Here is a 26,267-nt window from a genome sequence, read left to right on the forward strand (position 1 = left end):
GGGTGACCGGGTCCTGCCGTACGCCTGAATCGTCACTCGTCCGGCATGGCAGGACCGCCGGGGTCCGGGTTTCGGGGGACGAGCGACGGGGCAGCAGCCCATGCTCCGCCGTTGATCTGACACCATTCCCCGGGGGCCCCGTTCGGCTAGATGGACGGAGCTCGTTGGAGAGACTTGCGACCAGGGGACGGATGGGACCGCGCAGTGCGGGGCTACGAGAGCCAGGAGCGAGAGCCGGCGGCTGACGTCGACCACCTCTCTCGGTTCGAGGCCGAGATGAAGCGGCTGAAGACCGAGCGGGAAAAGGCGATCCAGCACGCCGAGGACCTCGGCTACCAGGTCGAGGTGCTGCGGGCCAAGCTGCACGAGGCACGGCGCACCATCATGTCCCGGCCCGCCTACGACGGCGGCGACCTCGGATACCAGGCCGAACAGCTCCTCCGGAACGCGCAGATGCAGGCCGACCAGCTGCGCGCGGACGCCGAGCGCGAGCTGAGCCAGGCCCGCGCACAGACCCAGCGCATCCTCCAGGAGCACGCCGAGCAGGCGGCCCGGCTCCAGGCGGAGCTGCACCAGGAGGCGGTGACCCGGCGCCAGCAGCTCGACCAGGAGCTGGCCGAACGCCGGCAGACCGTCGAGTCCCACGTCAACGAGAACGTGGCCTGGGCGGAGCAGCTGCGCGCCCGCACCGAGCAGCAGGCCCGCAGGCTGCTGGAGGAGTCCCGGGCCGAGGCCGAGCAGGCGATGACCGCGGCCCGCGAGGAGGCCGAGCGGCTCACCGCCGAGGCCCGCCAGCGGCTGCAGAGCGACGCCGAGAGCGCCCGCGCGGAGGCCGAGCAGCTCCTGCGCCGCGCCCGCACGGACGCCGAGCGGCTGCTGAACGCCGCCTCCACCCAGGCCCAGGAGGCCACCGACCACGCCGAGCAGCTGCGCAGCTCGACGGCGAGCGAGTCCGAGGACACCCGTCGCCGGTCCCAGGAGCTCGGCCGCGCCGCCGAGGAGCGGATGGCCGAGGCCGAGGAGGCGCTGCGCAAGGCGCAGACCGAGGCCGAGAAGCTGGTCACCCAGGCCGAGGAGAGCGCCGCCAAGGCCCTGGCGAGCGCCGAGTCGACCAACGAGCAGCGCACCCGGACGGCGAAGGAGCAGGTCGCCCGGCTGGTCAGCGAGGCCACCAAGGAGGCGGAGTCCACCAGGGCGGAGGCCGAGCAGCTGGTCGCGGACGCCCGCGCCGAGGCCGAGAAGATCGTCGCGGAGGCCTCGGAGAACGCACGCGCGGTCACCGCCGAGGAGTCCGCCACCCAGCTGTCCAAGGCCGCCAGGACCGCCGAGGAGGTGCTCAACAAGGCGTCCGACGAGGCCAAGGAGACCACCAAGGCCGCCGCCGAGGAGGCCGAGCGCATCCGCCGGGAGGCCGAGTCCGAGGCGGACCGGCTGCGTGCCGAGGCACACGACATCGCCGAGCAGCTCAAGGGCGCGGCCAAGGACGACACCAAGGAGTACCGGGCCAAGACGGTCGAGCTGCAGGAGGAGGCCCGCCGGCTGCGCGGCGAGGCCGAGCAGCTGCGTGCCGACGCGGTCGCCGAGGGCGAGAGGATCCGCGCGGAGGCCCGCAAGGAGGCCGTGGCGCAGATCGAGGAGGCGGCGAAGTCCGCCGAAGAGCTGCTCGCCAAGGCCCGGGCGGACGCCGACGAGCTGCGGCAGAGCGCGACCACGGACAGCGAGAAGGTCCGCACCGAGGCGATCGAGCGGGCGACGACGCTGCGCCGGCAGGCCGAGGAGACCCTGGAGCGCACCCGCGCGGAGGCCGAGCGGCACCGCGCGGAGGCCGCCGAGCAGGCCGAGGCGGTCCAGGCGGACGCCGAGCGGGCCGCCCGCGAGCTGCACGAGGAGACCGAGCGCGCGGTCGAGGCCCGGCGCTCGGAGGCCGCCGAGGAGCTGACCCGGCTGCAGACGGAGGCCGAGGAGCGCCGCTCGGCGGCCGAGGAGGCGCTGACCGAGGCCCGTGAGGAGGCGGCGCGGATCCGCCGGGAGGCCGGCGAGGAGGCCGAGCGGCTGCGCGCGGAGGCCGCCGAGCGGATCCGGGCACTGCAGCAGCAGGCCGAGGCGGAGGCCGAGCGGCTGCGTACCGAGGCCGCCTCGGACGCCTCCGCGGCCCGTGCCGAGGGCGAGTCCGTCGCCGTCCGGCTGCGGTCCGAGGCGGCGAGCGAGGCCGAGCGGCTGAAGTCGGAGGCGCAGGAGAGCGCCGGCCGGGTGCGTGCGGAGGCGCAGTCGGCGGCCGAGCGGATCGCCGCCGAGGCGTCGGAGGCGCTGGCCGCCGCGCAGGAGGAGGCCTCCCGGCGCCGCCGGGAGGCCGAGGAGCTGCTCGGCGCCGCGCGGGAGGAGGCCGACCGGGAGCGCGAGCGTGCCCGCGAGCAGAGCGAGGAGCTGCTCGCCTCGGCACGCAACCGCGTGGAGGAGGCGCAGGCCGAAGCGACCCGGCTGGTCGAGGAGGCGGACCGGCGGGCCACGGAGATGGTGTCGGCCGCCGAGCAGCACGCCCAGCAGGTGCGGGACTCCGTCACCGGGCTGCACGAGCAGGCGCAGGAGGAGATCGCCGGGCTGCGCAGCGCGGCCGAGCACGCCGCCGAGCGCGCCCGGCGGGAGGCCGGGGAGGAGGCGGACCGGGTCCGCGCCGACGCCTATGCGGAGCGGGAGCGGGCGAGCGAGGACGCGACCCGGCTGCGGCGCGAGGCGCAGGACGAGTCGGAGGCCGCCAAGTCGCTGGCCGAGCGGACGATGTCCGAGGCGATCGCGGAGGCGGACCGGCTCCGCGCGGACGCCTCCGAGCACGCCCAGCGGGTGCGCGCGGAGGCCTCGGAGGCCATCGCCGAGGCCGAGCAGAGCGCCTCCCGCACCCGGGCGGACGCCCGCGAGGACGCCAACCGCATCCGCTCCGACGCGGCGACGCAGGCGGACACCCTGATCACCGAGGCCCGTTCGGAGGCGGAGCGGCTCACCACGGAGACCGCGGCCGAGACGGACCGGGTCCGCACCGAGGCGGCCGAGGAGGCGGAGCGGCTCCGTACCGAGGCCGCCGAGGCGGCCGAGCGGGTGCGGTCCGAGGCGAGCGCCCGGGCCGAGCAGCTGGTCGCGGAGGCCACCGGGGAGGCGGAGCGGCTCCGCGCCGAGGCCGCCGAGACGGTCGGCTCGGCGCAGAGCCACGCCGAGCGGGTCCGCGCCGAGGCCGAGCGGGCCGGGGCGGAGGCGGCGGCGGAGGCCGAGCGGCTGACGACGGCCGCCCGCGACGAGGCCGACCACACCCTGGACGAGGCCCGCAAGGACGCCAACAAGCGGCGTTCGGAGGCGGCCGAGCAGGTCGACAAGCTGATCACGGAGACCACGGCCGAGGCCGACAAGCTGCTCTCCGAGGCGCAGCAGCAGGCCCAGAAGACCACCGCGGACGCCGAGTCGCAGGCCGACACCATGGTGGGCGCCGCCCGCAAGGAGGCCGAGCGGATCGTCTCCGAGGCGACGGTCGACGGCAACTCCCGGGTGGAGAAGGCTCGTACGGACGCGGACGAGCTGCTGGTCGGCGCGCGCCGGGACGCGACCGCGATAAGGGAGCGGGCGGAGGAGCTGCGCGACCGGCTCACCGCCGAGATCGAGGAGCTGCACGAGCGGGCCCGCCGGGAGGCTGCGGAGACGATGAAGTCCGCCGGCGACCGCTGCGACGCGCTGGTGAAGGCCGCGGAGGAGCAGCTCGCCAAGGCCGAGGCGAAGGCCAAGGAGATCGTCTCCGAGGCCAACTCGGAGGCCGGCAAGGTGCGCATCGCCGCCGTGAAGAAGGCCGAGGGGCTGCTGAAGGAGGCCGAGCAGAAGAAGGCCACGCTGGTCAGGGAGGCCGAGGAGGTCAAGGCCGAGGCGGTCCGCGAGGCGGAGCGCACGGTCGAGGAGGGCAAGCGCGAGCTGGAGACCCTGGTGCGGCGCCGCGAGGACATCAACGCGGAGATCTCCCGGGTGCAGGACGTGCTGGAGGCGCTGGAGTCGTTCGAGGCACCGGCGGGCGGCAAGGACGGCGGGGTCAAGGCGGGCGCCACCGTGGGGGCCCCTCGTTCGGGTGGCAAGTCGTCGGAGGGGTAGCGCGTGGGGCGAATTCCGTGTCTGCTTGAGGCCTTTGACCATGTATGGGTCGAGGTCTTCGGCCCAGGACTTGGCAAGCCGCCCGCTGGTTAGCCACTCAAAAGGGGTGTCATTCTCCAGATCAAACACGCATCCGCTCGATGACACGCCGTCTTGGCCCCTAGGATTCCCCTATCACCTCACCGGTCTCTTTCGACAGGAACCCCATGAGCGACACTTCCCCCTACGGCTTCGAGCTTGTGCGGCGTGGGTACGACCGCGCTCAGGTGGACGAACGTATCTCCAAGCTCGTCTCCGACCGTGACAGCGCTCTCACCCGCATCACCGCTCTGGAGAAGCGCATCGAGGAGCTTCACCTCGAGACGCAGAACGCCCAGGCCCAGATCAACGACGCCGAGCCGTCGTACGCGGGTCTCGGCGCCCGGGTCGAGAAGATCCTGCGCCTCGCCGAGGAAGAGGCGAAGGACCTGCGCGAGGAGGCCCGGCGCGCGGCCGAGCAGCACCGCGAGCTCGCCGAGTCGGCCGCCCAGCAGGTGCGCAACGACGCGGAGAGCTACGCCGCCGAGCGCAAGACCAAGGCCGAGGACGAGGGCGTACGGATCGTCGAGAAGGCCAAGACGGACGCCTCCGCGCTGCGCGCCGAGGCACAGAAGGACGCGCAGTCCAAGCGCGAGGAGGCGGACGCCCTCTTCGAGGAGACCCGTGCCAAGGCCGCTCAGGCCGCCGCCGACTTCGAGACGAACCTCGCCAAGCGCCGCGAGCAGTCCGAGCGCGACCTGGCCTCCCGTCAGGCCAAGGCCGAGAAGCGCCTCGCCGAGATCGAGCACCGTGCGGAGCAGCTGCGTCTGGAGGCGGAGAAGCTGCGCACCGACGCCGAGCGCCGCGCCCGCCAGACCGTGGAGACGGCGCAGCGCCAGGCCGAGGACATCGTGGCCGACGCCAACGCCAAGGCGGACCGGATCCGTTCGGAGTCGGAGCGCGAGCTGGCGGCGCTGACCAACCGCCGCGACTCCATCAACGCGCAGCTGACCAACGTCCGCGAGATGCTGGCGACGCTCACCGGTGCCGCGGTGGCCGCCGCCGGTACACCGGCCGAGGACGAGCCGATCTCCCGCGGGGTGCCGGCCCAGCAGTCCCGGTAACGCCCGGCGTACCGGCTGCCGAACTTCGGCGGAGCCCTCTGTCACCGGGGTGGCAGAGGGCTCCGCCACGTTCTAGCGTGGTCGGCATGATCGAGCTGGAGGGGCTGACCAAGCGGTACGGCGAGAAGATGGCGGTCAACAATCTGTCCTTCACCGTGCGACCGGGCATCATCACGGGCTTCCTCGGACCCAACGGCGCGGGCAAGTCGACCACGATGCGCATGGTGCTGGGCCTCGACCGGCCCACCGCGGGGGACGTCCGGATCGACGGCAAGCACTACGACCAGCTCAGGGACCCGCTGACCTACGTCGGCGCCCTGCTGGAGGCCAAGGCCTGGCACGGCGGGCGCAGCGCCTACAACCATCTGCTGTGTCTGGCGCAGAGCAACGGCATCCCGCAGCACCGGGTGCGCGAGGTGCTGGACACCGTCGGGCTGACGGCGGTGGCGAAGAAGAAGACCAAGGGCTTCTCGATGGGCATGGGCCAGCGGCTCGGCATCGCCGCCGCCCTGCTCGGCGACCCGCGGATCCTGATGTTCGACGAGCCGGTCAACGGCCTCGACCCCGAGGGTATCCACTGGATCCGGAACCTGATGAAGTCGCTCGCCGCGCAGGGCCGGACGGTGTTCGTCTCCTCCCATCTGATGAGCGAGATGGCGCTGACCGCGGACCATCTGGTGGTCATCGGACAGGGCCGGCTGCTCGCCGACACGTCGATGGCCGACTTCATCGCCGAGAACTCGCGTTCGTACGTGCGGATCCGCACCCCGCAGCGCGAGCGGCTGCTCGATGTGCTGCACAGCGCCGGGATCACCGCGGTGCAGAGCGGCGCCGAGGTGCTGGAGGTGGACGGTGACAAGTCCGAGACGGTCGGCGAGCTGGCCGCGCGGCACCAGGTCGTGCTGCATGAGCTGAGTCCGCAGCGGGCCTCGCTGGAGGAGGCGTTCATGCAGCTGACCGCGGAGTCGGTGGAGTACCACGCGCACGACGCGCAGCCCTCGGGCCTGCAGCGGCCGCAGCAGGCGTGGGGCAGCGACTGGAGGAAGCGATGAGCATGGCGGCGACGCAGGTCGTGCGGTCCGAATGGACGAAGATCCGGTCGGTCGCGTCCACGGTGTGGACGCTGTCGCTCGCCGTGGTGGTCACCATCGGGCTCGGCATCCTGATCTCGGCACTGTCGAGGAACGAGTTCGACAATCTCGGCGCACGGGACCAGCTGGCCTTCGACCCGACCTTCATCAGCTTCGCCGGGATGAGCCTCGGACAGCTGGCGATGATCGTGTTCGGGGTGCTGGTGGTGGCGAACGAGTACAGCACCGGCATGATCCGCACCTCGCTGGCCGCCGTGCCGCAGCGCGGCACCTTCCTGTTCAGCAAGATCGCGGTGGCGGCCGCGCTGGCCCTGGTCGTCGGCATGGCCACCAGCTTCGCCACCTTCTTCCTGGGGCAGGCGATGCTCGGCGACCTCGGGGCGTCGATCGGCGACGACGGAGTGCTGCGCGCGGTCATCGGCGGCGGCCTGTACATGACACTGATTGCGGTGTTCTCGATGGGCGTCGCCGCGATGCTGCGCTCGCCGATGCTCTCGCTCGGCATCCTGATGCCGTTCTTCTTCCTGATCTCCAACATCCTCGGCGGCGTCGACGCGACGCGGGCGGTCGGTCAGTATCTGCCCGACCAGGCCGGCAGCAAGATCATGCAGGTGGTCCCGCCGCTCGACGACGACACCCCGTACGGACCGTGGGGCGGCTTCGGCATCATGGTGCTGTGGGTGATCGCGGCGCTGATCGGCGGGTACGTGGTGCTGAAGAAACGGGATGCGTAGGAGCGGATCGCCCGGGGCTGGATTTTGCCCGGGCTTGAACGGAACCGTCAGCGCCCGGATATCCTCCTAACCCTTACGGGGGCGTGTGCCCCGCTGTCCTGAACCTTTCGATGGGTGCGGAGCATGATCGAGGCAGTCGGCCTGACCAAGCGCTACGGCGACAAGACCGCTGTGTACAACCTTTCCTTCCAGGTGCGGCCCGGCGCCGTCACCGGCTTTCTCGGACCGAACGGCTCGGGCAAGTCCACGACGATGCGGATGATCCTCGGTCTGGACAACCCGACCGCGGGCCATGTCACCATCGGCGGCTACCCCTACCGCAGGCTGCCCAACGCCCCCCGCCAGGTCGGGGCGCTGCTGGACGCCAAGGCCGTGCACGGCGGCCGGGCCGCCCGCAACCACCTGCTCAGCCTGGCCCAGCTCTCCGGCATCCCGGCGCGGCGCGTGGACGAGGTGCTGGGCGTGGTCGGTCTGCAGGACGTGGCCAGGAAGCGCTCCAAGGGCTTCTCACTCGGTATGGGCCAGCGCCTCGGCATCGCGGCCGCGCTGCTCGGCGACCCCCAGGTGCTGCTGTTCGACGAGCCGGTCAACGGACTGGACCCGGAGGGCATCCTCTGGGTGCGCAACCTGATGAAGGCCCTGGCCGCGGAGGGCCGGACGGTCTTCGTCTCCAGCCACCTGATGAGCGAGATGGCGCTCACCGCCGACCATCTCATCGTCATCGGGCGCGGCCAGCTGCTCGCCGACATGAGCGTGAAGGACTTCATCTCGGCCAACTCCGCCGACTTCGCCCGCGTCCGCACCCCCGACACCGAGCCCCAGGGGCGCGAGAAGCTCTCCTCCGCGCTGGCCGAGGCCGGCGGCCAGGTGCTGCCCGAGCAGGACGGCGCGCTGCGGGTGACCGGGCTGCCGCTGCCCCGTATCAGCGACATCGCGCACGACACCGGCGTCCGGCTGTGGGAGCTCTCGCCGCACCAGGCCTCGCTGGAGGAGGCGTACATGCGGATGACGCAGGGCGCCGTCGACTACCGCTCGACCGTCGACCAGAAGGCGGGACTGCAGCAGCCGCTGCCGCCCGGCGCCCAGCCGCCCATGCCGGTGCCCGGTCAGGGCCAGCCGGGCTGGTACGCCCCGCCGCCGCCCCAGCAGGGCGGCCCGCAGCCGGCGGCCCCGCAGGCCGCCCCGGCCAACCCGTACGCCCAGTCGCCGGCCCCGTACGCCCAGTCGCCGACCCCGGGCGCGCCCGCTCCCGCCCCCGTCCCCGCCACCGACCCGACCAAGCCCGAGGACGCCCGATGAGCACGCCCCAGCCCCCGATGCCGCAGTCCGCGCCCGCGCCCGACTGGCAGACGGCGCCCGGCGCGTCGTACCCCTCCTACACCTCGCCCATCCCGGTGGTGCGCACCCATCTGCTGCACGCGGTCGCCTCCGAGTGGACGAAGATCAAGTCCGTGCGCTCGACGATGTGGACGCTGGGCGTGCTCGTCCTGCTGGTCGTCGGCATCGGGCTGCTGACCGGCGCCCTGGTGTCCGCCTCCGACCAGGACCTGGGTGGCGAGTCGGCGCTGGGTCTGGGCTTCTTCGGGCTGCTGCTCGGCAGCATGTGCGTGATCACGCTCGGCGTGCTGACCACCGCCTCCGAGTACGGCACGGGCATGATCCGCACCACCATGGTGGCCTGCCCCTCGCGCGGGCGGGTGCTGGCGGCGAAGGGAATCGTCTTCTTCCTGGTCGCGTTCGTGGTGACGCTGGTGTCCGCCTCCCTCGTCGCCCTCGTCCATGTGGCCATGCTGGAGGGCCAGGGCGCAGCGGAGCCCACCGGCGGGGAGTGGTTCAAGGGCACCGTCGGGATCTCCCTGTACATCGCCCTGCTGGGGCTGCTCTCGCTCGCCGTCGGCTCGATCGTCCGGCACTCGGCGGGCGCCATCACCATCATGATCGGTGCTGTGCTGGCCCCGCTGGTGATGGCGCTGTTCATGTTCGCGGAGTCGCTGCGGGACGTGCAGCAGGCGCTGTTCGAGTACTCGATCCCCAACCAGCTGAGCATCTTCTACGCCAACTCGCTCAGCGACTCCGGGCCGTCCGGCTGGGACCCGCTGTGGATCATGCTGGTGGTCACGGCCGCCGCGCTGGCGGGCGCCTTCGCCCTGCTGGAGAAGCGCGACGTGTGACCGGCGCGACCGGACGCCCGCCGACCGGACTTCGGCGTACCGGACCTCCCCACGGGCCGGCGGGAGGCCAAGCGCTCCGCTGGAAGTGCCGCGCTGTGCCGTCGCTCGTCTGCGGCGGCATCGTGGCTGGTCGCGCAGTTCCCCGCGCCCCTTCGGGGCGCTGCCGAAGCACAGCGGACTTCGCCCGACCTGCTCAGAACCTCGGCGTGTTACGGGACCGCTGCATCTGCGAGGTGCGGCGGTCTCTGGCGTTCCAGCACGCCTTGTGCCAGTGCCGGCGGTCGTCGACACCCGCGTGGTCGGGCCAGGCCACTACGTGCGGGACACCGTCCGGGATCATCTGGTCGCAGCCGGGGCAGCGGTAGGACTTGCCCTGCGCGCTCGCGCCCGCCACATGCCGCACGTTCCAGTCCTCGCCCTGCCAGCGCTCCGAGGACTGCCAGCCGCCGTAGCGGCCGGGGCGTTCGTCCTCGGCGCTCCGGCCGGACGCTCCGGCTCCCTTGGGTCGGTTGCGACGCGGGGACACAGCACACCTCACGGGGCTATACAGGAAGTACGGACCGTTACCAGCCTACGCGGCCCGGTCATGGGCACCCGTACGCCGCCCATGACCGCGATTCGCCCGTACGCGGACCCTCCACGGGACCGGCGACGCAGGCCGGAGGCGCATCGGAGGCCGCAACGGGCCCTCGACGACGGCCCGTTCGGCAGACAATCCGCAAATTCCTTCGTTCGGCCGTGTCCTCGGCACGTGTCAGGCGGTTATGCCGAGTGGGGGAGCTCCGTGTCGGAGCCGAGGAAGCAGGAAAAGCAATGCGCGTTGGAAGTTTCGTGTTGGCGGCCCAGTTCCCGGGTCAGGGCCAGGGGGAGGCGCTGCACCGCGCGGTCCGCTCGGCCGAGGTCGCCGAGGAGGCCGGGCTGGACTCGGTGTGGCTCGCCGAGCACCACTTCGTGCCGTACGGCACCTGCCCGTCCGCCGTCACCCTGGCCGCGTTACTGCTGGGCCGCACCCGCCGCATCCGGGTCGGCACAGCGGTCAGCGTACTGCCCACCGCCCACCCCGTGGCCCTCGGCGAGCAGGCCGCGCTGCTCCATCTGACCAGCGGCGGGCGGTTCTCGCTGGGCGTCGGCCGCGGCGGCCCCTGGGTCGACCTGGAGGTCTTCGGCACCGGCCTGGCGGCGTACGAGAGCGGGTTCCCGGACAGCCTCGACCTGCTGCTGCGCTGGCTGCGGGAACCGTCGGTCGGCGCCCTCGGGGACCGCTTCCGGTTCCGCGAGGTCCCCGTCGTCCCCCGGCCGTCGGAGGCGCTGGCGGATGTCCCGGGCCCGGAGGTCGTCCTCGCCTGCACCTCTCCGGCGAGTGTGCGGCTGGCGGCCGAGCGTGGCCTGCCGATGCTGCTGGGCATGCACGTCGGGGACGAGGAGAAGGCCGAGATGGTCGCCCTCTGGCGGCGGCATGCACGCGCCGCCGGGCGGCCCGCCGAGGAGATCAGGACCGCGGCCCATGTCTCGGCCGGCGTCTGCCAGATCGCCGACCGCCGCGCGGACGCCGCGGAGACCCTGCTCAAGGCGATGCCGGGCTGGCTGCGGCAGGGGCTCGACGCGCATGTCACGGTCGACGGCCGGGTCCGGCAGATGCGCGACCCGCTGGCGTACACCGAACTGCTCTGCGGGCTGCACCCCGTGGGCACCCCCCGGCTGTGCGCCGACCGGCTGGCGGCGACCAGCGAGCGGACCGGTGTCACCCGGTTCGCGCTGCTGGTCGAGGGCTCGGGAGACCTCGCGGCCACCGAGGAGAACGTACGGCGGCTGGGCTCGGAAGTACTCCCCCAGCTCCACTGACCCCACCGACGGCGCCATCGCTTCCCAAAGAGCTTGCCGCTCCGGTGATGACTGCACCTCCCGCGTACGGAGCGGCAAGCGGGCGTCGGTCCGCGTCAGCAGTCGCGCAGCTCCGGCGACTGGTTCAGCAGCTGACTGCGTACCGAGGTGAAGCGGGTCAGCGTCTCGTCGACCGAGGAGTCGGGCGGGAACACCGCCACCCGGTGGCAGTTCTGGAAGGCCAGCCGCACACCGAAGTGCCGTTGCAGTGCGCCGCGTATCGCGTCACTCGCGAGCGCACGCAGCAGCTGACCGCGTGCCTGCTCGTCCGGCGGGGGCGTCTGGTTGTCGGCGAACTGTCCACCGTCGACCTTCAGCTGTGCCACCAGGGAGCTGATCATCTCCCATGCGTAGGGCAGGGAGGTCCGGACGCAGTCGACGAAGTCAGCTTCGTCGACCTCGCCTCGCTCGGCCTGTTCGAGTAGGGCCGGTGAGACGTCGAGCGACATGGGTTCTCCTCTCGCACCCCCGAGAAGCAGGGGTTGCCGGACAGTAAAGGGAGTTCGCGATTTCGAACACGCTGCGTACGCATCTCGCGACCTCCCGTTCAATACCGTAAGCAACCGACGGTGACGGCACCAGGAGAATGCGCAGATGGGCAATATCCCGTAGGCACACAATCGGCCAGTGCTCAACTAGGGGCTTAGAGGGAGAAGTGGGGCGCCCTCCGTAGCAGAATCGCGTCGGGACGGGCGCGTCGAGTAGCGTTGCCGACCATGCGTCTCGTCATTGCCCGCTGCTCCGTGGACTACGCCGGGCGGCTCACCGCCCACCTCCCCTCGGCCCCCCGCCTGATCCTGGTCAAGGCCGACGGCAGCGTCTCGATCCACGCCGACGACCGGGCCTACAAGCCCCTCAACTGGATGTCGCCGCCGTGCACCCTGAAGGAGGGCACCGGCGACGAGGAGGGTGTGTGGACCGTCGTCAACAAGGCGGGCGAGAAGCTCATCATCACGATGGAGGAAGTGCTCCACGACTCCTCGCACGAGCTGGGCGTCGACCCCGGTCTGATCAAGGACGGTGTGGAGGCGCACCTGCAGGAGCTGCTCGCCGACCGCATCGAGACACTCGGCGAGGGGTACACCCTGATCCGCCGCGAGTACCCGACCGCGATCGGCCCGGTCGACATCCTGTGCCGGGACGCCGACGGGCAGACCGTGGCGGTCGAGATCAAGCGGCGCGGTGAGATCGACGGCGTGGAGCAACTCACCCGATATCTCGAGCTGTTGAACCGCGACCCGCATCTCGCCCCGGTGCGCGGCGTCTTCGCGGCGCAGGAGATCAAGCCGCAGGCCCGCGTGCTCGCCACCGACCGCGGCATCGGCTGCCAGGTGCTGGACTACGACGCCCTGCGCGGCATCGAGGACGACAAGCTGCGGCTGTTCTGAACGCGGTTCGAGAAAGCCGGGTCCCCTTTCGGGGCCCGGCCCTCCTGTTGGGTGCGGACGCGGGTGGTGCCGGCCCGGCCCGGGTTGCCTCAGATGATCTGGCCAGTGGCCGATCCCGCGTCGCTCGGGGTGCCGGAACTGGTGGTGGCGGTCTCCGGGGCACTGGCGGAGCCGCTGGCCTCCGCCGGGGGGCTGGAGGTGCCGCCGGCGGAGTCGGTGGTGGAGGGGCTTGTCGTCGCCGGGTCGGTCGGCGTCGCCGTGCTCTCGCTCCCACTGGGCGTCGGCGAGGGCGAGTCGGTCGGGCCGCTCTCGCTCCCGCTGGGCTCGGGCGAGCCGTCGGACGTCGAGGGGTCGGGAGATGCCGGCGGCTTGGGAGACGTCTCCGGCCCGTCCGGATCGGTCGGCCTCTGCGTCCCGCCCGGCCGGTCCGTGGACGTCCCCGACTTCGTCGGCGTCGGATCGTCCGACGTGCCCGGGGTGCCGTCCTGGCCCGGGTCGGTCGGGGTCCCGGACGGGGTGCCGGAGTCGTCCGGGGAGGCCTCGTCGTTGCCGGCGCGTTCCGCGCCGAGGTCGCCGTCGTCGATGCCCTGGCTGGCGGACGGGTTGACGCCGACCCGGCCGGAGGGGTCGTCGGCGTCGTTGTCGGAGGTGGCGCCGAGGGTGACCACGGTGCCGAGCACGGCGACGAGCATCGCACCGGCGCCCGCCGCGACGAGGTTGCGCCGGGCGAAGCCCCTGATGCCGCCCCGCACCTTGCGGGAGGGGCCGTCGCCGGCACCGTGGTGGGTGACCAGGGTCGGGGGCTGCGGCGCGGGCTGCAGCGGCGGGAACGGGGCGGGCACGCCCGCCGACGGCGACGCGGACTCCTCGTGCCGGGCGTCGGGCACCTCCTCCCCCGCCGTCGGACCGAGACCGCCGGCCGCGGCGGCACGGGCGAGGGCGCCGATCCCGGCCGGGCCGCCACCGGGCATGCCGAGGCCGGGGGTGTCCCCGGAGCGGTCGGCGACCAGGGCGAGGGCGCGCCGGCCGGCGACGGTGCCCCGCTTGTCGGCGGCGGCGCCGCGCAGGCCGATGGAGGTCTCCAGTTCGGAGCGGGCCCGGTCGAGCTCGGACGCGCACAGCGCGAGGATGCCGAGCTCGTGGTGGAAGTAGGCCTGCTCGGTGACGTCCCCGGCGAGCCGGGAGGCCTCGGCGCCGGAGCGCAGCGCCCGCTCCCAGGCGCTCCAGTGCAGCCCGGCGGCGAACGCGGGCGCCGCGGTGCGGGCCAGCTGCACGGCCGGGCTCTCGGCGTCCCCGTCCTGCGGTTCGGCGACCGGCGCCAGTACGGCGAGGGCGGCGAGCACCGCGTCGGCCTCGGCGCAGACGCGCTCCGGGGTGACCGAGGGGTGTCCGGCCCACCAGGCGTAGTGCCGGGCGGCGGTGCGGGCCCGGCCGGGGATGTCGTCCCCGTATCCGGCGGCGTCCAGCTGGGTGAGGACCCCGGCGGCGAGCCGGTAGCGGGAACCGACCGGCGAGACCAGTCCGCAGCCGGCCAGCTCACCGAGGGCGGCGTCGGCGTGGGTGTCGCCGACCAGGGCGGGCAGATGCGCCTGGTGCGGGACCTCACCGCCGAGGGCGACGGCGAACTCCAGGGTGGCGCGGGCGGAGCTGCTGAGCCGGGAAGCGAGCAGCGGCGCGGGCGCGGCGGCCTCGCCGAGCGCGGGCAGCGGTACGTCGTCGCTGTCGCCGGTGTCGTAGGGCGGGGCGTCCTCGGGGGCGGCCTCGGCGAAGACACCGAACTCGTCGACGGCGTCGACGCCGGCCCGCAGCCGGTCGCGCTGCCGCAGCAGGGCGCCGGCCTGGACGAACCGCAGGGGCAGTCCCTCGGACTCGAACCAGAGGTCGCCGGCCCAGTTGGCCTCGTCCTCGGTGAGGGAGCGGTCGGCCGCGTGTTCCAGCAGGTCGACGCCGTCGGAGCGGTCGAGGCCGGTGAGGAAGACCTCCTCGACGGTGGAGTCGGCGGAGGGGGCGGGCACGTCCGGGGTGGCCGCGAGGAGGAAGGCGCACTCGGGGGTGGCGTTCAGCAGCTCGTCCAGCGCGGCACCGCCGGTCTCGGCGTCGTCCAGGACGACGACGGCACCGATCTCCCGGACCAGGGCCAGGAGTTCGTCGCGGGCCGGGCGGTGCAGGGGCGCGCGGTGGACGGCGTAGAAGAGGTCGTGGAGGAGGTCGTCGGCCGTGCGGTGGCAGCCGTTGAGCCGGACCACCCCGTCGGGTGCGAGGTCGGCGCAGTCCTCGGCGACGGTGTCCAGGAGCCGGGTGCGGCCGGAGCCGGCGGGGCCGGTGAGGCGGACGGAGCGGCCCCGGGCGAGCAGCCGGACCAGGCGTTCGCGCTCGTCCTGGCGGGCCAGCAGGGGCAGCGCGGGCTGGGTGGCCGGTCCGGGCGGAACGGGCGGCCGGGCGGCGCGGGCCGCCTCGGCACGTTCGGCGGCGGTCAGCTTCTCCGGCGGGGCGGGCCGCTCGGCCGGCGGGCACAGTTCGATCTCGCTGCCGTCGACGGGGTTGACGGTGAGCAGCAGGTCGCCGGAGACGAGCTGCACCGTGCGGGCGAGCGCCGGCGCGTGCTGTCCGAGGTCGGGTGTGAGCGGGTCCCTGGGCGGGCGCGGGCGCGGCGGGTGGCCGCCGTCACCGTCGTGGCCGTACTCCTCGGGTCCCGGGGTGTTCGGGTCCATAGGTTCAAGCCCCCCAAAAGCGTCGTGTGCTCGTCGAGCCCTCCCGGCCTTGCCGCACACTGCGCTGTCGCTTCTGGTCCGGGCCCGCTCGAGGGATACAAGGCAGCGGGCAGCCAGACCCTAAACCTTCGCTCAGTATCTCCGACAGCCCGGGGTGGGCGGTCGCCCGAGACGTCACAGTCTCGTGAGGATTGCGTGCGTCGGGCGGTTCGGCGAGGGGTGTCCGGGTCTCCGGGCCGGCCGCCGGGGCACCCGCTGCGCCCGTCCGGCGGCGGTGCACCCGGCCCTGGGGTCACACCCGGGGCAGGGTCTCCACCCCGATGCCGCCCTCGATGGCCAGGATGCGGTGCAGCCGGGTGGCCACCAGCAGCCGCTGCATCTGCGGCGGTACGCCGCGCAGCACGAGCCGCCGGCCGCAGCGGCCGGCCCGCCGGTGGGCTCCCATGATGACGCCGAGTCCGGTGGCGTCCCAGGAGTCCAGCTCCGACAGGTCGAGGACCAGGTCGCCGACGCCGTCGTCGACGGCGGTGTGCAGGACCGTACGGGCGTCCGCCGCGCTGCGGACGTCGAGGCGGCCCCCGACGACCAGCTCGGCGTGGTCGCCCCTGATGTACATATGCGCTCCCCGTCCGTGCGTCTCGTACTCCGCGGTGTGGTGTCGTGCCGGTGCCCGGCAGCGGTGAGGTGTTGCAACCTCTGACTGTGTGCAACGCCCCGAGGTTGCCGCCCGTAAGCGAACCGATACCGAATTCACCCCGGCGTGTGATGTGCACGCCGGGGTGATGGCGGAGCTCAGTACTTGTAGAAGCCCTGCCCGCTCTTACGGCCGATGTCACCGGCGTCCACCATCCGGCGCATCAGCTCCGGCGGGGCGAACTTCTCGTCCTGCGACTCGGTGTAGATGTTGCTGGTGGCGTGCAGCAGGATGTCGACACCGGTGAGGTCGGCGGTGGCCAGCGGGCCCATGGCGTGGCCGAAGCCGAGCTTGCAGGCGAGGTCGATGTCCTCGGCGGTGGCGACGCCCGACTCGTGGAGCTTGGCGGCCTCGACGACGAGGGCGGAGATCAGCCGGGTGGTGACGAAGCCGGCGACGTCGCGGTTGACGACGATGCAGGTCTTGCCGGTGGACTCGGCGAAGTCGCGTGCGGTGGCGAGCGTTTCGTCGCTGGTCTTGTAGCCGCGCACCAGCTCGCACAGCTGCATCATCGGCACGGGCGAGAAGAAGTGCGCGCCGACCACGCGCTCGGGCCGCTCGGTCGCGGCCGCGATCTTGGTGATCGGGATGGCGGAGGTGTTGGAGGCGAGGATCGCCTCGTCCTTCACCAGCTTGTCCAGCGCGCGGAAGATCTCGTGCTTCACTTCCAGCTTCTCGAAGACGGCCTCGACGACGACGTCGGCGTCGGCGGCGGCGTCCAGGTCGGTGGTCGCGGTGATCCGGCCGAGGGCTGCCTCGGCCTCCTCCGCGGTGAGCTTGCCCTTGGCGACGAACTTGTCGTACGAGGCCTTGATGCCGCCGGTGCCACGCGCGAGCGCCTCGTCGGTGACGTCGCGCAGGACGACGTCCCAGCCCGCCTGCGCGGAGACCTGGGCGATACCGGATCCCATGAGACCGGCTCCGATGACGGCGAGCTTCCGTGCCACTGTGCGACTCCCCTGATACGCGCTGTTCTTGTCCTCTCGGGCGGACACTAGCGTTCGTGAGGGGCTGTGTGACCGGTTAGTAACGCGCGTCACGTCTCACATGACGGACATCACACCGGGGAGGGCCATTCTTCGCCACGTACGGCGTAGTTGAGCACCCTCCGGCTGAGCTGCTCCTCCCTCTGGTCCGGCGGTGCGAGCATCTCGCGGGACACCTCGGCCGGTTTCCCGCCGGCCGCCGTGCGCTGCCCGACGGTGACCAGCAGGGTGCCGTGCAGCCCTTGACCTGACCGGCCGTCAGGGCGGGCGGCGGGTCGTCGTCCGGGGCGCCCGTCACCGTCGCCCGCCGGTGCTCGCCCGCGACGAGGCCGAGGTCCTCGCCGACCGGGTGGTGACCGTCGGCCGCGGCACGGCCGCGGCACGGCCGCGGCCGAGGGCACACCGTCCGCGCCGAAGCTGCGGTACGGGGGCTCGCCGGACGCCTCGCTGCAGGACCATGCCGTACGGCGTCCTGGTCGCGGCCGGATTCGCCGGGCCGGCCGTGACGGTGGGCACACGTGTCGTCCGAACCGAGGGCGCGTAACTACGCTGGGTGCATGGTCAACCTGACGCGCATCTACACGAGAACCGGCGACCAGGGCACCACCGCCCTCGGCGACATGAGCCGGGTCCCCAAGACCGACCTGCGGATCTCCGCGTACGCCGACGCCAACGAGGCGAATGCGGTGCTCGGCACCGCCATTGCCTTGGGCGGGCTGGACGAGCAGGTCGTGAAGGTCCTCGTCCGTGTCCAGAACGACCTGTTCGACGTGGGCGCCGACCTGTGCACGCCGGTGGTGGAGAACCCGGAGTTCCCGCCGCTGCGGGTGGAGCAGTTCTACATCGACCGGCTGGAGGCGGACTGCGACCGCTTCAACGAGGAGCTCCAGAAGCTGCGCTCCTTCATCCTCCCCGGCGGCACGGCCGGCGCGGCCCTGCTGCACCAGGCGTGCACGGTGGTCCGCAGGGCCGAGCGCGCCACCTGGGCGGCGCTGGAGGTTCACGGCGAGACGATGAACCCGCTGACGGCGACCTACCTCAACCGCCTGTCCGACCTGCTGTTCATCCTGGCCCGCTCGGCGAACAAGGAGACCGGCGACGTGCTGTGGGTGCCGGGCGGAGAGCGCTAGGCGCTCCGCTGGGTGGCCCGGGGGAAGGTGCCGGGGCCGTCTCTCGTCCGCGGCTCCGTCGGGGCTGGTCGCGCAGTTCCCCGCGCCCCTTCAGGGCATCGCGGTCACCGGCGGGCCCTTTCGTACTCGGCGTCCTTGCCGGGCGCGGTCCCCTCGGCCGCCGGGGCCTTGCGGGGCCAGACCGCGTAGGACAGGGCGATCAGTCCATGGATGCCGGCGGCGCGCCAGGCCGCGCCCTGCCAGGCCTCCAGGGAGGTGACGCGGGCCGGGTCGTCGACGTACCAGACGGCGAGCTGGAGCAGCGCCGTCGCCACCGTCGCGCCGATCAGCGTGCCCAGCCACACCTTGCCCTCGTGCCGGGCGCGGGCCATGCCGTGGCGCGGGGGCCGTATCAGCGGGCGGCCGTCGAGGCGGTGGGCGGCGTGACGGTCGAGCCACTTCACGGTGCGGTGACCGTGGCCCACCGTGTAGCCGATGTACAGCGCGGCCAGGCCGTGCTCCCAGCTGGGCTCGGCGCCGTTCTTCAGGTCGATCGCGGTGACCACCAGCAGGACGATCTCCAGCACCGGCTCGCACAGCAGCAGGGCCAGGCCGGTGCGCGGCATCCGCAGCAGATAGCGGAAGCCCAGTCCCGCCGCCAGCAGCACCCAGAAGCCGATCTCGCAGGCGATGATCAGGGTGACGATCACGGTTCGCTCCTCTCGGTCACCGTTCCAGGCTCCCGTGCGCCCCGCCCCGGATCGTCGTCGCCGGTGACGAACCTCCGGTACATCGAAAGATGCAGTCCGGGACCCTTCCCGGGAATCAGGCGGGCGCCCCGCGCACCGTGTTGGATGGAGGCCATGGCCGCCGTACGACTCGCCCGCCCGCACCGCTTCGACGTGTACATCGCGGTCGGCGGCCTGTTCGGCGGCCTGCTGCTGTGGGGCATCGGCCTGGGGATGCGTCCGGCCGGGCAGCCGCTCGTCGTGCTCGAGGGCCGCTGGTCCCTGCTGGCGCCACTGGCCGTGATGGCCGGCTGCGAGGTGCTGCGCCGGACCGCCCCGCGCACCGCGCTGCTGGTCGGCACGGCCGCCCTGGCCGTGGACACCCTCACCCAGGGCAGCCTGGTCACGGTGCTGATGTTCACCGACGTGATGTACGCGGCGGTGCTGTACGGCCCGTCCGCCACGGCCCGCCGCCTCCCCTGGATCACCGGGCTGCTCACCGTGGCCGCGACCGTGGTGCCGTTCGCCGTGTGGCGGGTGCCCGAGGCGCTGCTGATCGGGGTGGCCGTCGGGATCGTGTCGTTCGCGCCCGCCTCCACGGGACTGATCGTGCGCAGTCACCGCGAGGACGCCGAGGCGGCCCGGCTGCGCGCCGAGCAGACCGCGCTGCTCGCCGAGATGGACCGGGTCCAGGCGGTGACCGCGGAGCGCTCCCGGATGGCCCGCGAACTGCACGACATGGTCGCCAACCATCTGTCGGCCATCGCCATTCACTCCACCGCCGCGCTGTCCCTGGAGGACCCCGGCACCACCCGGCAGGCGCTGACCGTGATCCGGGAGAACAGCGTCGAGGGGCTGGCCGAGATGCGGCGGCTGATCGGCCTGCTCCGGGACGCCGGTGCCGGTGCCGCGCCCGGTGCCGCGCCCACCCTCGACGGCCTCGGCACCCTGGTGGACACCGCCCGCGCCAACGGGCTCGATGTCACCCTGGACGCGGTACCCGGGAAGGGGCTTCCGGCCCCCGTGGAGCTGGCCGCGTACCGGATCGTGCAGGAGTCGCTGACCAACGCGCTCAAGCACGCCGCCCGGGGGCCGGTCACCGTGGCGCTCTCCCGCGGAGACGGCGTGCTGCGCGTGGAGGTGACCAGCCCCTACGGCGACGGCGGCCGGGACGCCCCGCGGGCTCCGGGTTCCGGTGCCGGGCTGGTCGGCATGCGGGAGCGGACGGCTCTGCTGCACGGCAGCTTCGAGGCCGGCCCGGTACCGGCCGACGATCCGGCGGGCGGCAAGGTCTGGGCCGTCCGGGCCGCCCTGCCCCTCACCGAAGGAGACTCCGCATGATCCGTGTCCTGGTCGCCGAGGACCAGTCCGCCGTACGCGCCGGGCTGGTGCTGATCCTGGGCAGCGCGCCCGACATCGAGGTGGTCGGCGAGGCGGAGGACGGGGAGCGGGCGGTGGCGCTGGCCAGGGAGCTGCGGCCGGACCTGGTGCTGATGGACGTTCAGATGCCCCGGCTGGACGGGGTGTCGGCGACCCGGCGGGTGGTCGGCGAGCGGCTGGCCGATGTGCTGGTGCTGACCACCTTCGACCTCGACGAGTACGTCTTCGGGGCGCTCCGGGCCGGCGCCTCCGGGTTTCTGCTGAAGAACACCGAGGCGAAGGACCTGCTCGCCGCGGTGCGCACCGTCGCCGCCGGCGAGGGCATCGTCGCCCCGGCGGTCACCCGGCGGCTGATCGCCGAGTTCGCCGCACAGCCCGCCGTGCGGGAGCCTTCGGCCGATCCGGCGGTGCTGCGTGAACTGACCCGGCGTGAGCGCGAGGTGCTGTCGTGCCTGGGCGAGGGGCTGTCCAACGCGGCGATCGCGGACCGGCTGGACATGGCCGAGGCGACGGTGAAGACGCACGTCAGCCGTCTGCTGGGGAAACTGGGGCTGCGCAGCCGGGTGCAAGCGGCGGTGCTGGCACAGGAGTTGGGGATCTAGCGGAGCCCGTCGGAGCGCTTCCGTGCAGTGGTCCAGACCTATTGACCTATGGTCCAGACCTTTCTATTCTCGCGGCACTGCGGGCGTGAAGGCTCAGTCATGCCCACAACAAATCTCCCCATAAAGGAGGCGCAGCATGCGCTTCAGGCACAGAGCGGCGGCACTGATCGCCACCCTGGCGCTCCCCATGGCGGGCCTCGTGGGCCTCGCCAGTCCCGCCCAGGCGGCGACCAGCGCCACGGCCACCTACGCCAAGACCCAGGACTGGGGCTCCGGCTTCGAGGGCAAGTGGACGGTGAAGAACACCGGCACCACGACCATCAACTCCTGGACCGTCGAATGGGACTTCCCCTCCGGCACCCGGGTCACCTCCGCCTGGGACGCCACGGTCACCAACTCCGGCGACCACTGGACCGCCAGGAACGTCGGCTGGAACGGGACCCTCGCCCCCGGGGCCTCGGTCTCCTTCGGCTTCAACGGCACCGGCTCCGGCTCCCCGTCCGGCTGCAAGCTCAACGGCGGCTCCTGCGACGGCACCTCGGTCCCCGGTGACGAGGCGCCCTCCGCACCCGGCACCCCCACCGCCTCGGACATCACCGACACCTCGGTGAAACTGTCCTGGTCGGCGGCGACCGACGACAACGGCATCAAGAACTACGCCGTCCTGCGCGACGGCGCCGAGGTCGCCACGGTCACCGGCACCTCGTACACCGACACCGGCCTGACCAAGGGCACGGACTACTCCTACACCGTCCAGGCCCGGGACACCGCGGATCAGACCGGCCCGGTCAGCGGCGCGGTGTCGGTCCGCACCACGGGCGGCGGCGGTGACCCGGACCCGAACCCCGGTGAGCACATCAAGCTCGGCTACTTCACCAACTGGGGCGTCTACGGGCGCAACTACCACGTGAAGAACCTGGTCACCTCCGGCTCCGCCGAGAAGATCACGCACATCAACTACGCCTTCGGCAACGTCCAGGGCGGCAGGTGCACCATCGGCGACGCCTACGCCGACTACGACAAGGCCTACACCGCGGCCCAGTCCGTCGACGGTGTGGCCGACACCTGGGACCAGCCGCTGCGCGGCAACTTCAACCAGCTGCGCAAGCTGAAGGCCATGTACCCGCACATCAAGGTGCTGTGGTCGTTCGGCGGCTGGACCTGGTCCGGCGGCTTCCCCGACGCGGTGAAGAACCCGGCGGCGTTCGCCAAGTCCTGCCACGACCTGGTCGAGGACCCGCGCTGGGCCGACGTCTTCGACGGCATCGACCTGGACTGGGAGTACCCCAACGCCTGCGGTCTGAGCTGTGACACCACCAGCGCGCCCGACGCCTTCAGCACCATGATGCGGGCGATGCGCGCCGAGTTCGGCCAGGACGCCCTGGTCACCGCGGCCGTCACCGCGGACGCCTCGGACGGCGGCAAGATGGAGGCCGCCGACTACGGCCCCGCGACGCAGTACATCGACTGGTACAACGTGATGACGTACGACTTCTTCGGCGCCTGGGCGAAGAACGGTCCCACCGCTCCGCACTCGCCGCTGACCTCGTACTCCGGCATCCCGCAGCAGGGCTTCAACTCCGCCGAGGCGATCGCCGGGTTCAAGTCGCTGGGCGTGCCCTCCGACAAGCTGCTGCTCGGCATCGGCTTCTACGGCCGCGGCTGGACCGGCGTCACCCAGTCCCAGCCCGGCGGCACCGCCACCGGCCCGGCCAGCGGCACCTACGAGCAGGGCATCGAGGACTACAAGGTGCTCAAGAACAGCTGCCCGGCCACCGGTACCGTCGCCGGCACCGCGTACGCGCACTGCGGCAGCAACTGGTGGTCCTACGACACCCCGGCGACGGTGCAGTCCAAGATGGCCTGGTCCAAGAACCAGGGCCTGGGCGGCGCCTTCTTCTGGGAGTTCAGCGGCGACACCGCGAACGGCGAGCTGGTGACCGCCATCGACAGCGGCCTCGGGTGACCGGCCACCGAGCAGACGGGTAGACGGCCCGACAGCCGAGCGACGTCGGCTCTTCCCCCGGACGTCGTCCGGCGGACCCCCGGACAGCGGGTGAACACGGCTACGCCACGTTCACCCGCTGTCCGGGCGGGGCTGCCTCGAGCCACGCGAGGAAGCCGGTCAGCGCGTCTTCGCTCATCGCCAGCTCCAGCCGCGTTCCCCGGTGCAGACAGGCGAGGACCACGGCGTCGGAGAGCAGCGCCAGTTCCTCCTCGCCGTCGGGGACGCGGCGGCCGGCCACCTCGATCGCGGAGCGCTCCAGGGTGCGACGCGGGCGGGGGGAGTACGAGAAGACCCGGTACCACTCGACGCGGTCGCCGTTGTAGCGGGCCACGCCGTAGGCCCAGCCCTTGCCGCTGCCGTCGCCCTCCTTCGGGGCGTCCCAGCGCAGCGAGCAGTCGAAGGTGCCGCCCGAGCGCTGGATCAGCCGGCGGCGCAGTCCGAAGACGAACAGTCCCACCACCACGAGGGCGACGACGACTCCGCACACAGTCAGAGCGAGGACCATCGGCACCGACCTCCTCGTCTCCTAGGTAACGGAACGGAAAAAAGTCCCACATCTGCCTCAGCCGCGGCCGGGTCCGGATCACTCCGGTCCCAGCCGCGGCTGAGTCACATCACAGTACGGCTCCCCCAGAGCCTAACGGCCCCGGGAGGTACCCCCAGGGGTCAGCGCGCCGCCGCGGCGCGCAGTCGGACATCCGCGCGCCGCTCCGCAGAGGCGTCGTCGTCCGCCTTCGCGCGCTCCAGCGCCCGCTCCGCACGCTGGATGTCGATCTCGTCCGACAGCTCGGCGATCTCGGCCAGCAGCGACAGCTTGTTGTCGGCGAACGAGATGAAACCGCCGTGCACCGCGACGACGACCGTCCCGCCGTCAGTCGTACGGATCGTCACCGGGCCCGACTCCAGCACACCGAGCAGCGGCTGGTGACCGGGCATGACGCCGATGTCGCCGGACGTGGTGCGCGCGACGACCAGGGTGGCCTCGCCGGACCAGACCTCTCGGTCGGCCGCGACCAGCGCGACGTGCAGCTCAGCAGCCAAGGGTGGCTCCTCGGGTCACCACCCGGCGGGTCTGCCGGGTGTTGGTTACAAGTCTAAAGGGCGTGCGTGTGGGGGCGGGACGCGCCCGCCCCCACATCGAAGACACCGGGGTCAGGAGACGCCCAGGTCCTTCGCGTTCTTCTTCAGGTCCTCGAGACCACCGCACATGAAGAACGCCTGCTCCGGGAAGTGGTCGAACTCACCGTCGCAGATCGCGTTGAACGCGGCGATCGACTCGTCCAGCGGCACGTCCGAGCCGTCCACACCGGTGAACTGCTTGGCGACGTGGGTGTTCTGGGACAGGAAGCGCTCCACGCGGCGGGCACGCTGGACGACCAGCTTGTCCTCCTCGCCGAGCTCGTCGATACCGAGGATCGCGATGATGTCCTGCAGGTCCTTGTACTTCTGCAGGATGTTCTTCACGCGCATGGCCGCGTTGTAGTGGTCCTGCGAGATGTAGCGCGGGTCCAGGATCCGGGACGTGGAGTCCAGCGGGTCCACGGCCGGGTAGATGCCCTTCTCCGAGATCGGACGGGAGAGCACCGTCGTCGCGTCGAGGTGGGCGAAGGTGGTGGCCGGCGCCGGGTCGGTCAGGTCGTCCGCAGGGACGTAGATCGCCTGCATCGAGGTGATCGAGTGACCACGGGTCGAGGTGATGCGCTCCTGGAGGAGGCCCATCTCGTCGGCCAGGTTCGGCTGGTAGCCCACCGCGGAGGGCATCCGGCCGAGCAGGGTCGACACCTCGGAACCGGCCTGGGTGAAGCGGAAGATGTTGTCGATGAAGAACAGCACGTCCTGCTTCTGGACGTCACGGAAGTACTCGGCCATGGTGAGGCCGGCCAGCGCGACGCGCAGACGGGTGCCCGGGGGCTCGTCCATCTGACCGAAGACCAGGGCGGTCTTGTCGATGACGCCGGACTCGCTCATCTCGTCGATGAGGTCGTTGCCCTCACGGGTGCGCTCACCGACACCGGCGAACACCGACACACCGTCGTGGTTGTTGGCGACACGGTAGATCATCTCCTGGATGAGCACCGTCTTGCCGACGCCGGCGCCGCCGAACAGACCGATCTTGCCGCCCTTGACGTACGGGGTCAGCAGGTCGATGACCTTGACGCCGGTCTCGAACATCTCGGTCTTCGACTCGAGCTCGTCGAAGTTCGGGGCCTTGCGGTGGATGGACCAGCGCTCGCCCGTGTGCTTCTCGTCGACGTTCAGCACCTCACCGAGGGTGTTGAACACCTTGCCCTTGGTGAAGTCGCCGACCGGGACGGTGATGCCGTCGCCGGTGTCGACCACCGGGGCCTGGCGGACCAGGCCGTCGGTGGGCTGCATGGAGATGGTGCGGACCAGGCCGTCACCCAGGTGCTGGGCGACCTCCAGGGTCAGCGTCTTCTTCTCGCCGTCCTTCGCCGGGTCGGCGACCTCGACGTGAAGGGCGTTGTAGATGTCCGGCATCGCGTCGACGGGGAACTCCACGTCGACGACCGGGCCGATGACCCGCGCGACGCGGCCGGTGGCCACGCCCGCCGCAGCGGTCGGCTCAACAGTGGTGGTCATTACTTGTCACTCCCCGCGGTCGCGTCGGCCAGGGCGCTGGCGCCACCGACGATCTCGCTGATTTCCTGGGTGATTTCGGCCTGGCGGGCCGCGTTGGCAAGACGGGAGAGCGTGTTGATCAGCTCGCCCGCGTTGTCGGTGGCCGACTTCATCGCGCGCCGGGTGGCGGCGTGCTTGGAGGCGGCCGACTGGAGCAGCGCGTTGTAGATCCGGCTCTCGACGTAGCGCGGCAGCAGGGCGTCGAGGACGTCCTCGGCCGACGGCTCGAAGTCGTACAGCGGCAGGATCTCGCCCTTGGCGGACGACTCCTGCCCCACCTCCTCGAGGCTGAGCGGCAGCAGCTGGTCGCCGACCGCCGTCTGCGTCATCATCGAGACGAACTCCGTGTAGACGATGTGGAGCTCGTCCACGCCGCCGTCCGCGGTGTCCTTCTCGATGGCCTCGATCAGCGGAGCCGCGACGCTCTTGGCGTCGGCGTACGACGGCTGGTCGGTGAAGCCGCCCCACGACTGAGCGATCTTGCGCTCACGGAAGTTGTAGTGCGCCACACCACGGCGGCCGACGATGTAGACGTCGACCTCCTTGCCCTCGCGCTCCAGCTGCTCGGTGAGCTGCTCCGCCCGCTTGATGGCGTTGGAGTTGAAGGCACCGGCCAGACCGCGGTCGCTGGTCAGCAGCAGCACCGCGGACCGGGTGACCGTGTCGGCCTGGGTGGTCAGCGGGTGCTTGGTGTTCGACCCGGTACCGACCGCCGTGACCGCACGAGTGAGCTCGGTCGCGTACGGCGTGGAGGCCGCCACCTTGCGCTGCGCCTTGACGACGCGCGAGGCGGCGATCATCTCCATCGCCTTCGTGATCTTCTTGGTCGCGGTGACGGATCGGATGCGACGCTTGTAGACCCGGAGCTGGGCTCCCATGAGTC

Annotated in this window: 22 protein-coding genes; 12 read left to right on the forward strand and 10 right to left on the reverse strand. The window is 72.1% G+C overall.

What is annotated here, in order from left to right:
* The first annotated feature begins 204 nt into the window (after positions 1-204).
* From scy to V5O46_RS22690, 6 genes are all read left to right on the forward strand, one after another.
* A complete protein-coding gene (scy, locus tag V5O46_RS22665; RefSeq protein WP_332886502.1) occupies positions 205-4,119 on the forward strand; it encodes a polarized growth protein Scy in 3,915 nt (1,304 codons plus the stop codon).
* 206 nt (positions 4,120-4,325) lie between these two features.
* Entirely contained in the window at positions 4,326-5,261 is a 936-nt protein-coding gene (locus V5O46_RS22670) for a coiled-coil domain-containing protein (RefSeq protein WP_332886503.1), read from the forward strand.
* A gap of 86 nt (positions 5,262-5,347) precedes the next feature.
* The gene (locus V5O46_RS22675) at positions 5,348-6,313 is read left to right on the forward strand and encodes an ABC transporter ATP-binding protein (protein WP_332886504.1); all 966 of its coding nucleotides are present in this window, start codon (positions 5,348-5,350) and stop codon (positions 6,311-6,313) included.
* Positions 6,310-7,086, forward strand: a complete 777-nt coding sequence (locus tag V5O46_RS22680; RefSeq protein ID WP_332886505.1) for an ABC transporter permease — start codon at positions 6,310-6,312, stop codon at positions 7,084-7,086. The genes V5O46_RS22675 and V5O46_RS22680 overlap by 4 nt, the downstream gene beginning before the upstream one ends.
* Positions 7,087-7,209: 123 nt before the next feature.
* Entirely contained in the window at positions 7,210-8,385 is a 1,176-nt protein-coding gene (locus tag V5O46_RS22685) for an ABC transporter ATP-binding protein (protein ID WP_332886506.1), read from the forward strand.
* Entirely contained in the window at positions 8,382-9,257 is an 876-nt protein-coding gene (locus V5O46_RS22690) for an ABC transporter permease (RefSeq protein ID WP_332886507.1), read from the forward strand. The genes V5O46_RS22685 and V5O46_RS22690 overlap by 4 nt, the downstream gene beginning before the upstream one ends.
* 193 nt (positions 9,258-9,450) lie before the next feature.
* Here the strand turns inward: V5O46_RS22690 and V5O46_RS22695 are convergent, their stop codons facing one another.
* Positions 9,451-9,783 carry an ATP/GTP-binding protein gene (locus tag V5O46_RS22695; RefSeq protein WP_332886508.1) on the reverse strand — a complete coding sequence of 111 codons (333 nt, stop codon included), beginning with the start codon at positions 9,781-9,783 and terminating at the stop codon, positions 9,451-9,453.
* Positions 9,784-10,070: 287 nt separating this feature from the next.
* Here V5O46_RS22695 and V5O46_RS22700 point away from each other — a divergent pair, with 287 nt between their 5' ends.
* Entirely contained in the window at positions 10,071-11,099 is a 1,029-nt protein-coding gene (locus V5O46_RS22700; protein ID WP_332886509.1) for an LLM class flavin-dependent oxidoreductase, read from the forward strand.
* Positions 11,100-11,194: 95 nt separating this feature from the next.
* Here V5O46_RS22700 and V5O46_RS22705 read toward each other — a convergent pair whose 3' ends face one another.
* Positions 11,195-11,587, reverse strand: a complete 393-nt coding sequence (locus V5O46_RS22705) for an SCO5389 family protein (protein ID WP_332886510.1) — start codon at positions 11,585-11,587, stop codon at positions 11,195-11,197.
* Positions 11,588-11,854: 267 nt separating this feature from the next.
* On the opposite strand from V5O46_RS22705, the gene nucS reads away from it, so the two are divergent.
* Positions 11,855-12,526: an endonuclease NucS gene (nucS, locus tag V5O46_RS22710; protein WP_332886511.1), complete on the forward strand. Its 672-nt coding sequence runs from the start codon at positions 11,855-11,857 to the stop codon at positions 12,524-12,526.
* An 89-nt stretch (positions 12,527-12,615) separates the two neighbouring features.
* On the opposite strand, the gene V5O46_RS22715 is transcribed toward nucS, so the two are convergent.
* From V5O46_RS22715 to V5O46_RS22725, 3 genes are all read right to left on the reverse strand, one after another.
* Positions 12,616-15,237 (reverse strand): ATP-binding protein, encoded by a 2,622-nt coding sequence (locus V5O46_RS22715; RefSeq protein WP_332886512.1) that lies wholly within the window; start codon positions 15,235-15,237, stop codon positions 12,616-12,618.
* 292 nt (positions 15,238-15,529) lie between these two features.
* Complete coding sequence (locus V5O46_RS22720; protein ID WP_332886513.1) at positions 15,530-15,853, reverse strand: STAS domain-containing protein; 324 nt, start codon at positions 15,851-15,853, stop codon at positions 15,530-15,532.
* Between the two features lie 176 nt (positions 15,854-16,029).
* Positions 16,030-16,878 (reverse strand): 3-hydroxyacyl-CoA dehydrogenase family protein, encoded by an 849-nt coding sequence (locus V5O46_RS22725; RefSeq protein WP_332886514.1) that lies wholly within the window; start codon positions 16,876-16,878, stop codon positions 16,030-16,032.
* 596 nt (positions 16,879-17,474) lie between these two features.
* Here V5O46_RS22725 and V5O46_RS22735 point away from each other — a divergent pair.
* Positions 17,475-18,047: a cob(I)yrinic acid a,c-diamide adenosyltransferase gene (locus tag V5O46_RS22735; RefSeq protein WP_332886515.1), complete on the forward strand. Its 573-nt coding sequence runs from the start codon at positions 17,475-17,477 to the stop codon at positions 18,045-18,047.
* Positions 18,048-18,151: 104 nt separating this feature from the next.
* On the opposite strand, the gene V5O46_RS22740 is transcribed toward V5O46_RS22735, so the two are convergent.
* Positions 18,152-18,736, reverse strand: a complete 585-nt coding sequence (locus tag V5O46_RS22740) for a hypothetical protein (protein ID WP_332886516.1) — start codon at positions 18,734-18,736, stop codon at positions 18,152-18,154.
* 153 nt (positions 18,737-18,889) lie between these two features.
* Here V5O46_RS22740 and V5O46_RS22745 point away from each other — a divergent pair, with 153 nt between their 5' ends.
* The 3 genes from V5O46_RS22745 (at position 18,890) to V5O46_RS22755 (ending at position 22,702) form a co-directional block, all read left to right on the forward strand.
* The gene (locus V5O46_RS22745) at positions 18,890-20,095 is read left to right on the forward strand and encodes a sensor histidine kinase (RefSeq protein ID WP_332886517.1); all 1,206 of its coding nucleotides are present in this window, start codon (positions 18,890-18,892) and stop codon (positions 20,093-20,095) included.
* Complete coding sequence (locus V5O46_RS22750) at positions 20,092-20,736, forward strand: response regulator transcription factor (RefSeq protein ID WP_332886518.1); 645 nt, start codon at positions 20,092-20,094, stop codon at positions 20,734-20,736. The genes V5O46_RS22745 and V5O46_RS22750 overlap by 4 nt, the downstream gene beginning before the upstream one ends.
* A gap of 136 nt (positions 20,737-20,872) precedes the next feature.
* Positions 20,873-22,702 (forward strand): glycoside hydrolase family 18 chitinase, encoded by a 1,830-nt coding sequence (locus V5O46_RS22755; protein ID WP_332886519.1) that lies wholly within the window; start codon positions 20,873-20,875, stop codon positions 22,700-22,702.
* A 100-nt stretch (positions 22,703-22,802) separates the two neighbouring features.
* Here the strand turns inward: V5O46_RS22755 and V5O46_RS22760 are convergent, their stop codons facing one another.
* The 4 genes from V5O46_RS22760 to V5O46_RS22775 all read right to left on the reverse strand — a co-directional run bounded on the left by V5O46_RS22760 (position 22,803) and on the right by V5O46_RS22775 (position 26,262).
* Positions 22,803-23,249, reverse strand: coding sequence for a DUF2550 domain-containing protein (locus V5O46_RS22760; protein WP_332886520.1), 447 nt, complete (start codon positions 23,247-23,249; stop codon positions 22,803-22,805).
* 161 nt (positions 23,250-23,410) lie between these two features.
* Positions 23,411-23,785 (reverse strand): F0F1 ATP synthase subunit epsilon, encoded by a 375-nt coding sequence (locus V5O46_RS22765; protein WP_332886521.1) that lies wholly within the window; start codon positions 23,783-23,785, stop codon positions 23,411-23,413.
* Positions 23,786-23,896: 111 nt separating this feature from the next.
* Positions 23,897-25,345 carry a F0F1 ATP synthase subunit beta gene (atpD, locus tag V5O46_RS22770; protein WP_332886522.1) on the reverse strand — a complete coding sequence of 483 codons (1,449 nt, stop codon included), beginning with the start codon at positions 25,343-25,345 and terminating at the stop codon, positions 23,897-23,899.
* Positions 25,345-26,262, reverse strand: coding sequence for a F0F1 ATP synthase subunit gamma (locus V5O46_RS22775; protein ID WP_332886523.1), 918 nt, complete (start codon positions 26,260-26,262; stop codon positions 25,345-25,347). Before V5O46_RS22775 ends, atpD begins: the two co-directional genes overlap by 1 nt.
* Between the last annotated feature and the right edge of the window lie 5 nt (positions 26,263-26,267).

It is taken from the genome of Streptomyces poriticola (assembly GCF_036689765.1).
Classification (GTDB): Bacteria; Actinomycetota; Actinomycetes; order Streptomycetales; family Streptomycetaceae; genus Streptomyces; species Streptomyces poriticola.

Bases quoted from the DNA above. Each gene is read 5' to 3' on its own strand.
- V5O46_RS22735 (WP_332886515.1), top strand. From the start codon at position 17,475: ATGGTCAACCTGACGCGCATCTACACGAGAACCGGCGACCAGGGCACC.
- V5O46_RS22680 (WP_332886505.1), top strand. From the start codon at position 6,310: ATGAGCATGGCGGCGACGCAGGTCGTGCGGTCCGAATGGACGAAGATC.
- V5O46_RS22700 (WP_332886509.1), top strand. From the start codon at position 10,071: ATGCGCGTTGGAAGTTTCGTGTTGGCGGCCCAGTTCCCGGGTCAGGGC.
- atpD (WP_332886522.1), bottom strand. From the start codon at position 25,345: ATGACCACCACTGTTGAGCCGACCGCTGCGGCGGGCGTGGCCACCGGC.
- V5O46_RS22675 (WP_332886504.1), top strand. From the start codon at position 5,348: ATGATCGAGCTGGAGGGGCTGACCAAGCGGTACGGCGAGAAGATGGCG.
- V5O46_RS22715 (WP_332886512.1), bottom strand. From the start codon at position 15,237: ATGGACCCGAACACCCCGGGACCCGAGGAGTACGGCCACGACGGTGAC.
- V5O46_RS22720 (WP_332886513.1), bottom strand. From the start codon at position 15,853: ATGTACATCAGGGGCGACCACGCCGAGCTGGTCGTCGGGGGCCGCCTC.
- V5O46_RS22685 (WP_332886506.1), top strand. From the start codon at position 7,210: ATGATCGAGGCAGTCGGCCTGACCAAGCGCTACGGCGACAAGACCGCT.
- V5O46_RS22750 (WP_332886518.1), top strand. From the start codon at position 20,092: ATGATCCGTGTCCTGGTCGCCGAGGACCAGTCCGCCGTACGCGCCGGG.
- V5O46_RS22775 (WP_332886523.1), bottom strand. From the start codon at position 26,262: ATGGGAGCCCAGCTCCGGGTCTACAAGCGTCGCATCCGATCCGTCACC.
- nucS (WP_332886511.1), top strand. From the start codon at position 11,855: ATGCGTCTCGTCATTGCCCGCTGCTCCGTGGACTACGCCGGGCGGCTC.
- V5O46_RS22670 (WP_332886503.1), top strand. From the start codon at position 4,326: ATGAGCGACACTTCCCCCTACGGCTTCGAGCTTGTGCGGCGTGGGTAC.
- V5O46_RS22745 (WP_332886517.1), top strand. From the start codon at position 18,890: ATGGCCGCCGTACGACTCGCCCGCCCGCACCGCTTCGACGTGTACATC.
- V5O46_RS22705 (WP_332886510.1), bottom strand. From the start codon at position 11,587: ATGTCGCTCGACGTCTCACCGGCCCTACTCGAACAGGCCGAGCGAGGC.
- V5O46_RS22690 (WP_332886507.1), top strand. From the start codon at position 8,382: ATGAGCACGCCCCAGCCCCCGATGCCGCAGTCCGCGCCCGCGCCCGAC.
- V5O46_RS22760 (WP_332886520.1), bottom strand. From the start codon at position 23,249: ATGGTCCTCGCTCTGACTGTGTGCGGAGTCGTCGTCGCCCTCGTGGTG.
- V5O46_RS22755 (WP_332886519.1), top strand. From the start codon at position 20,873: ATGCGCTTCAGGCACAGAGCGGCGGCACTGATCGCCACCCTGGCGCTC.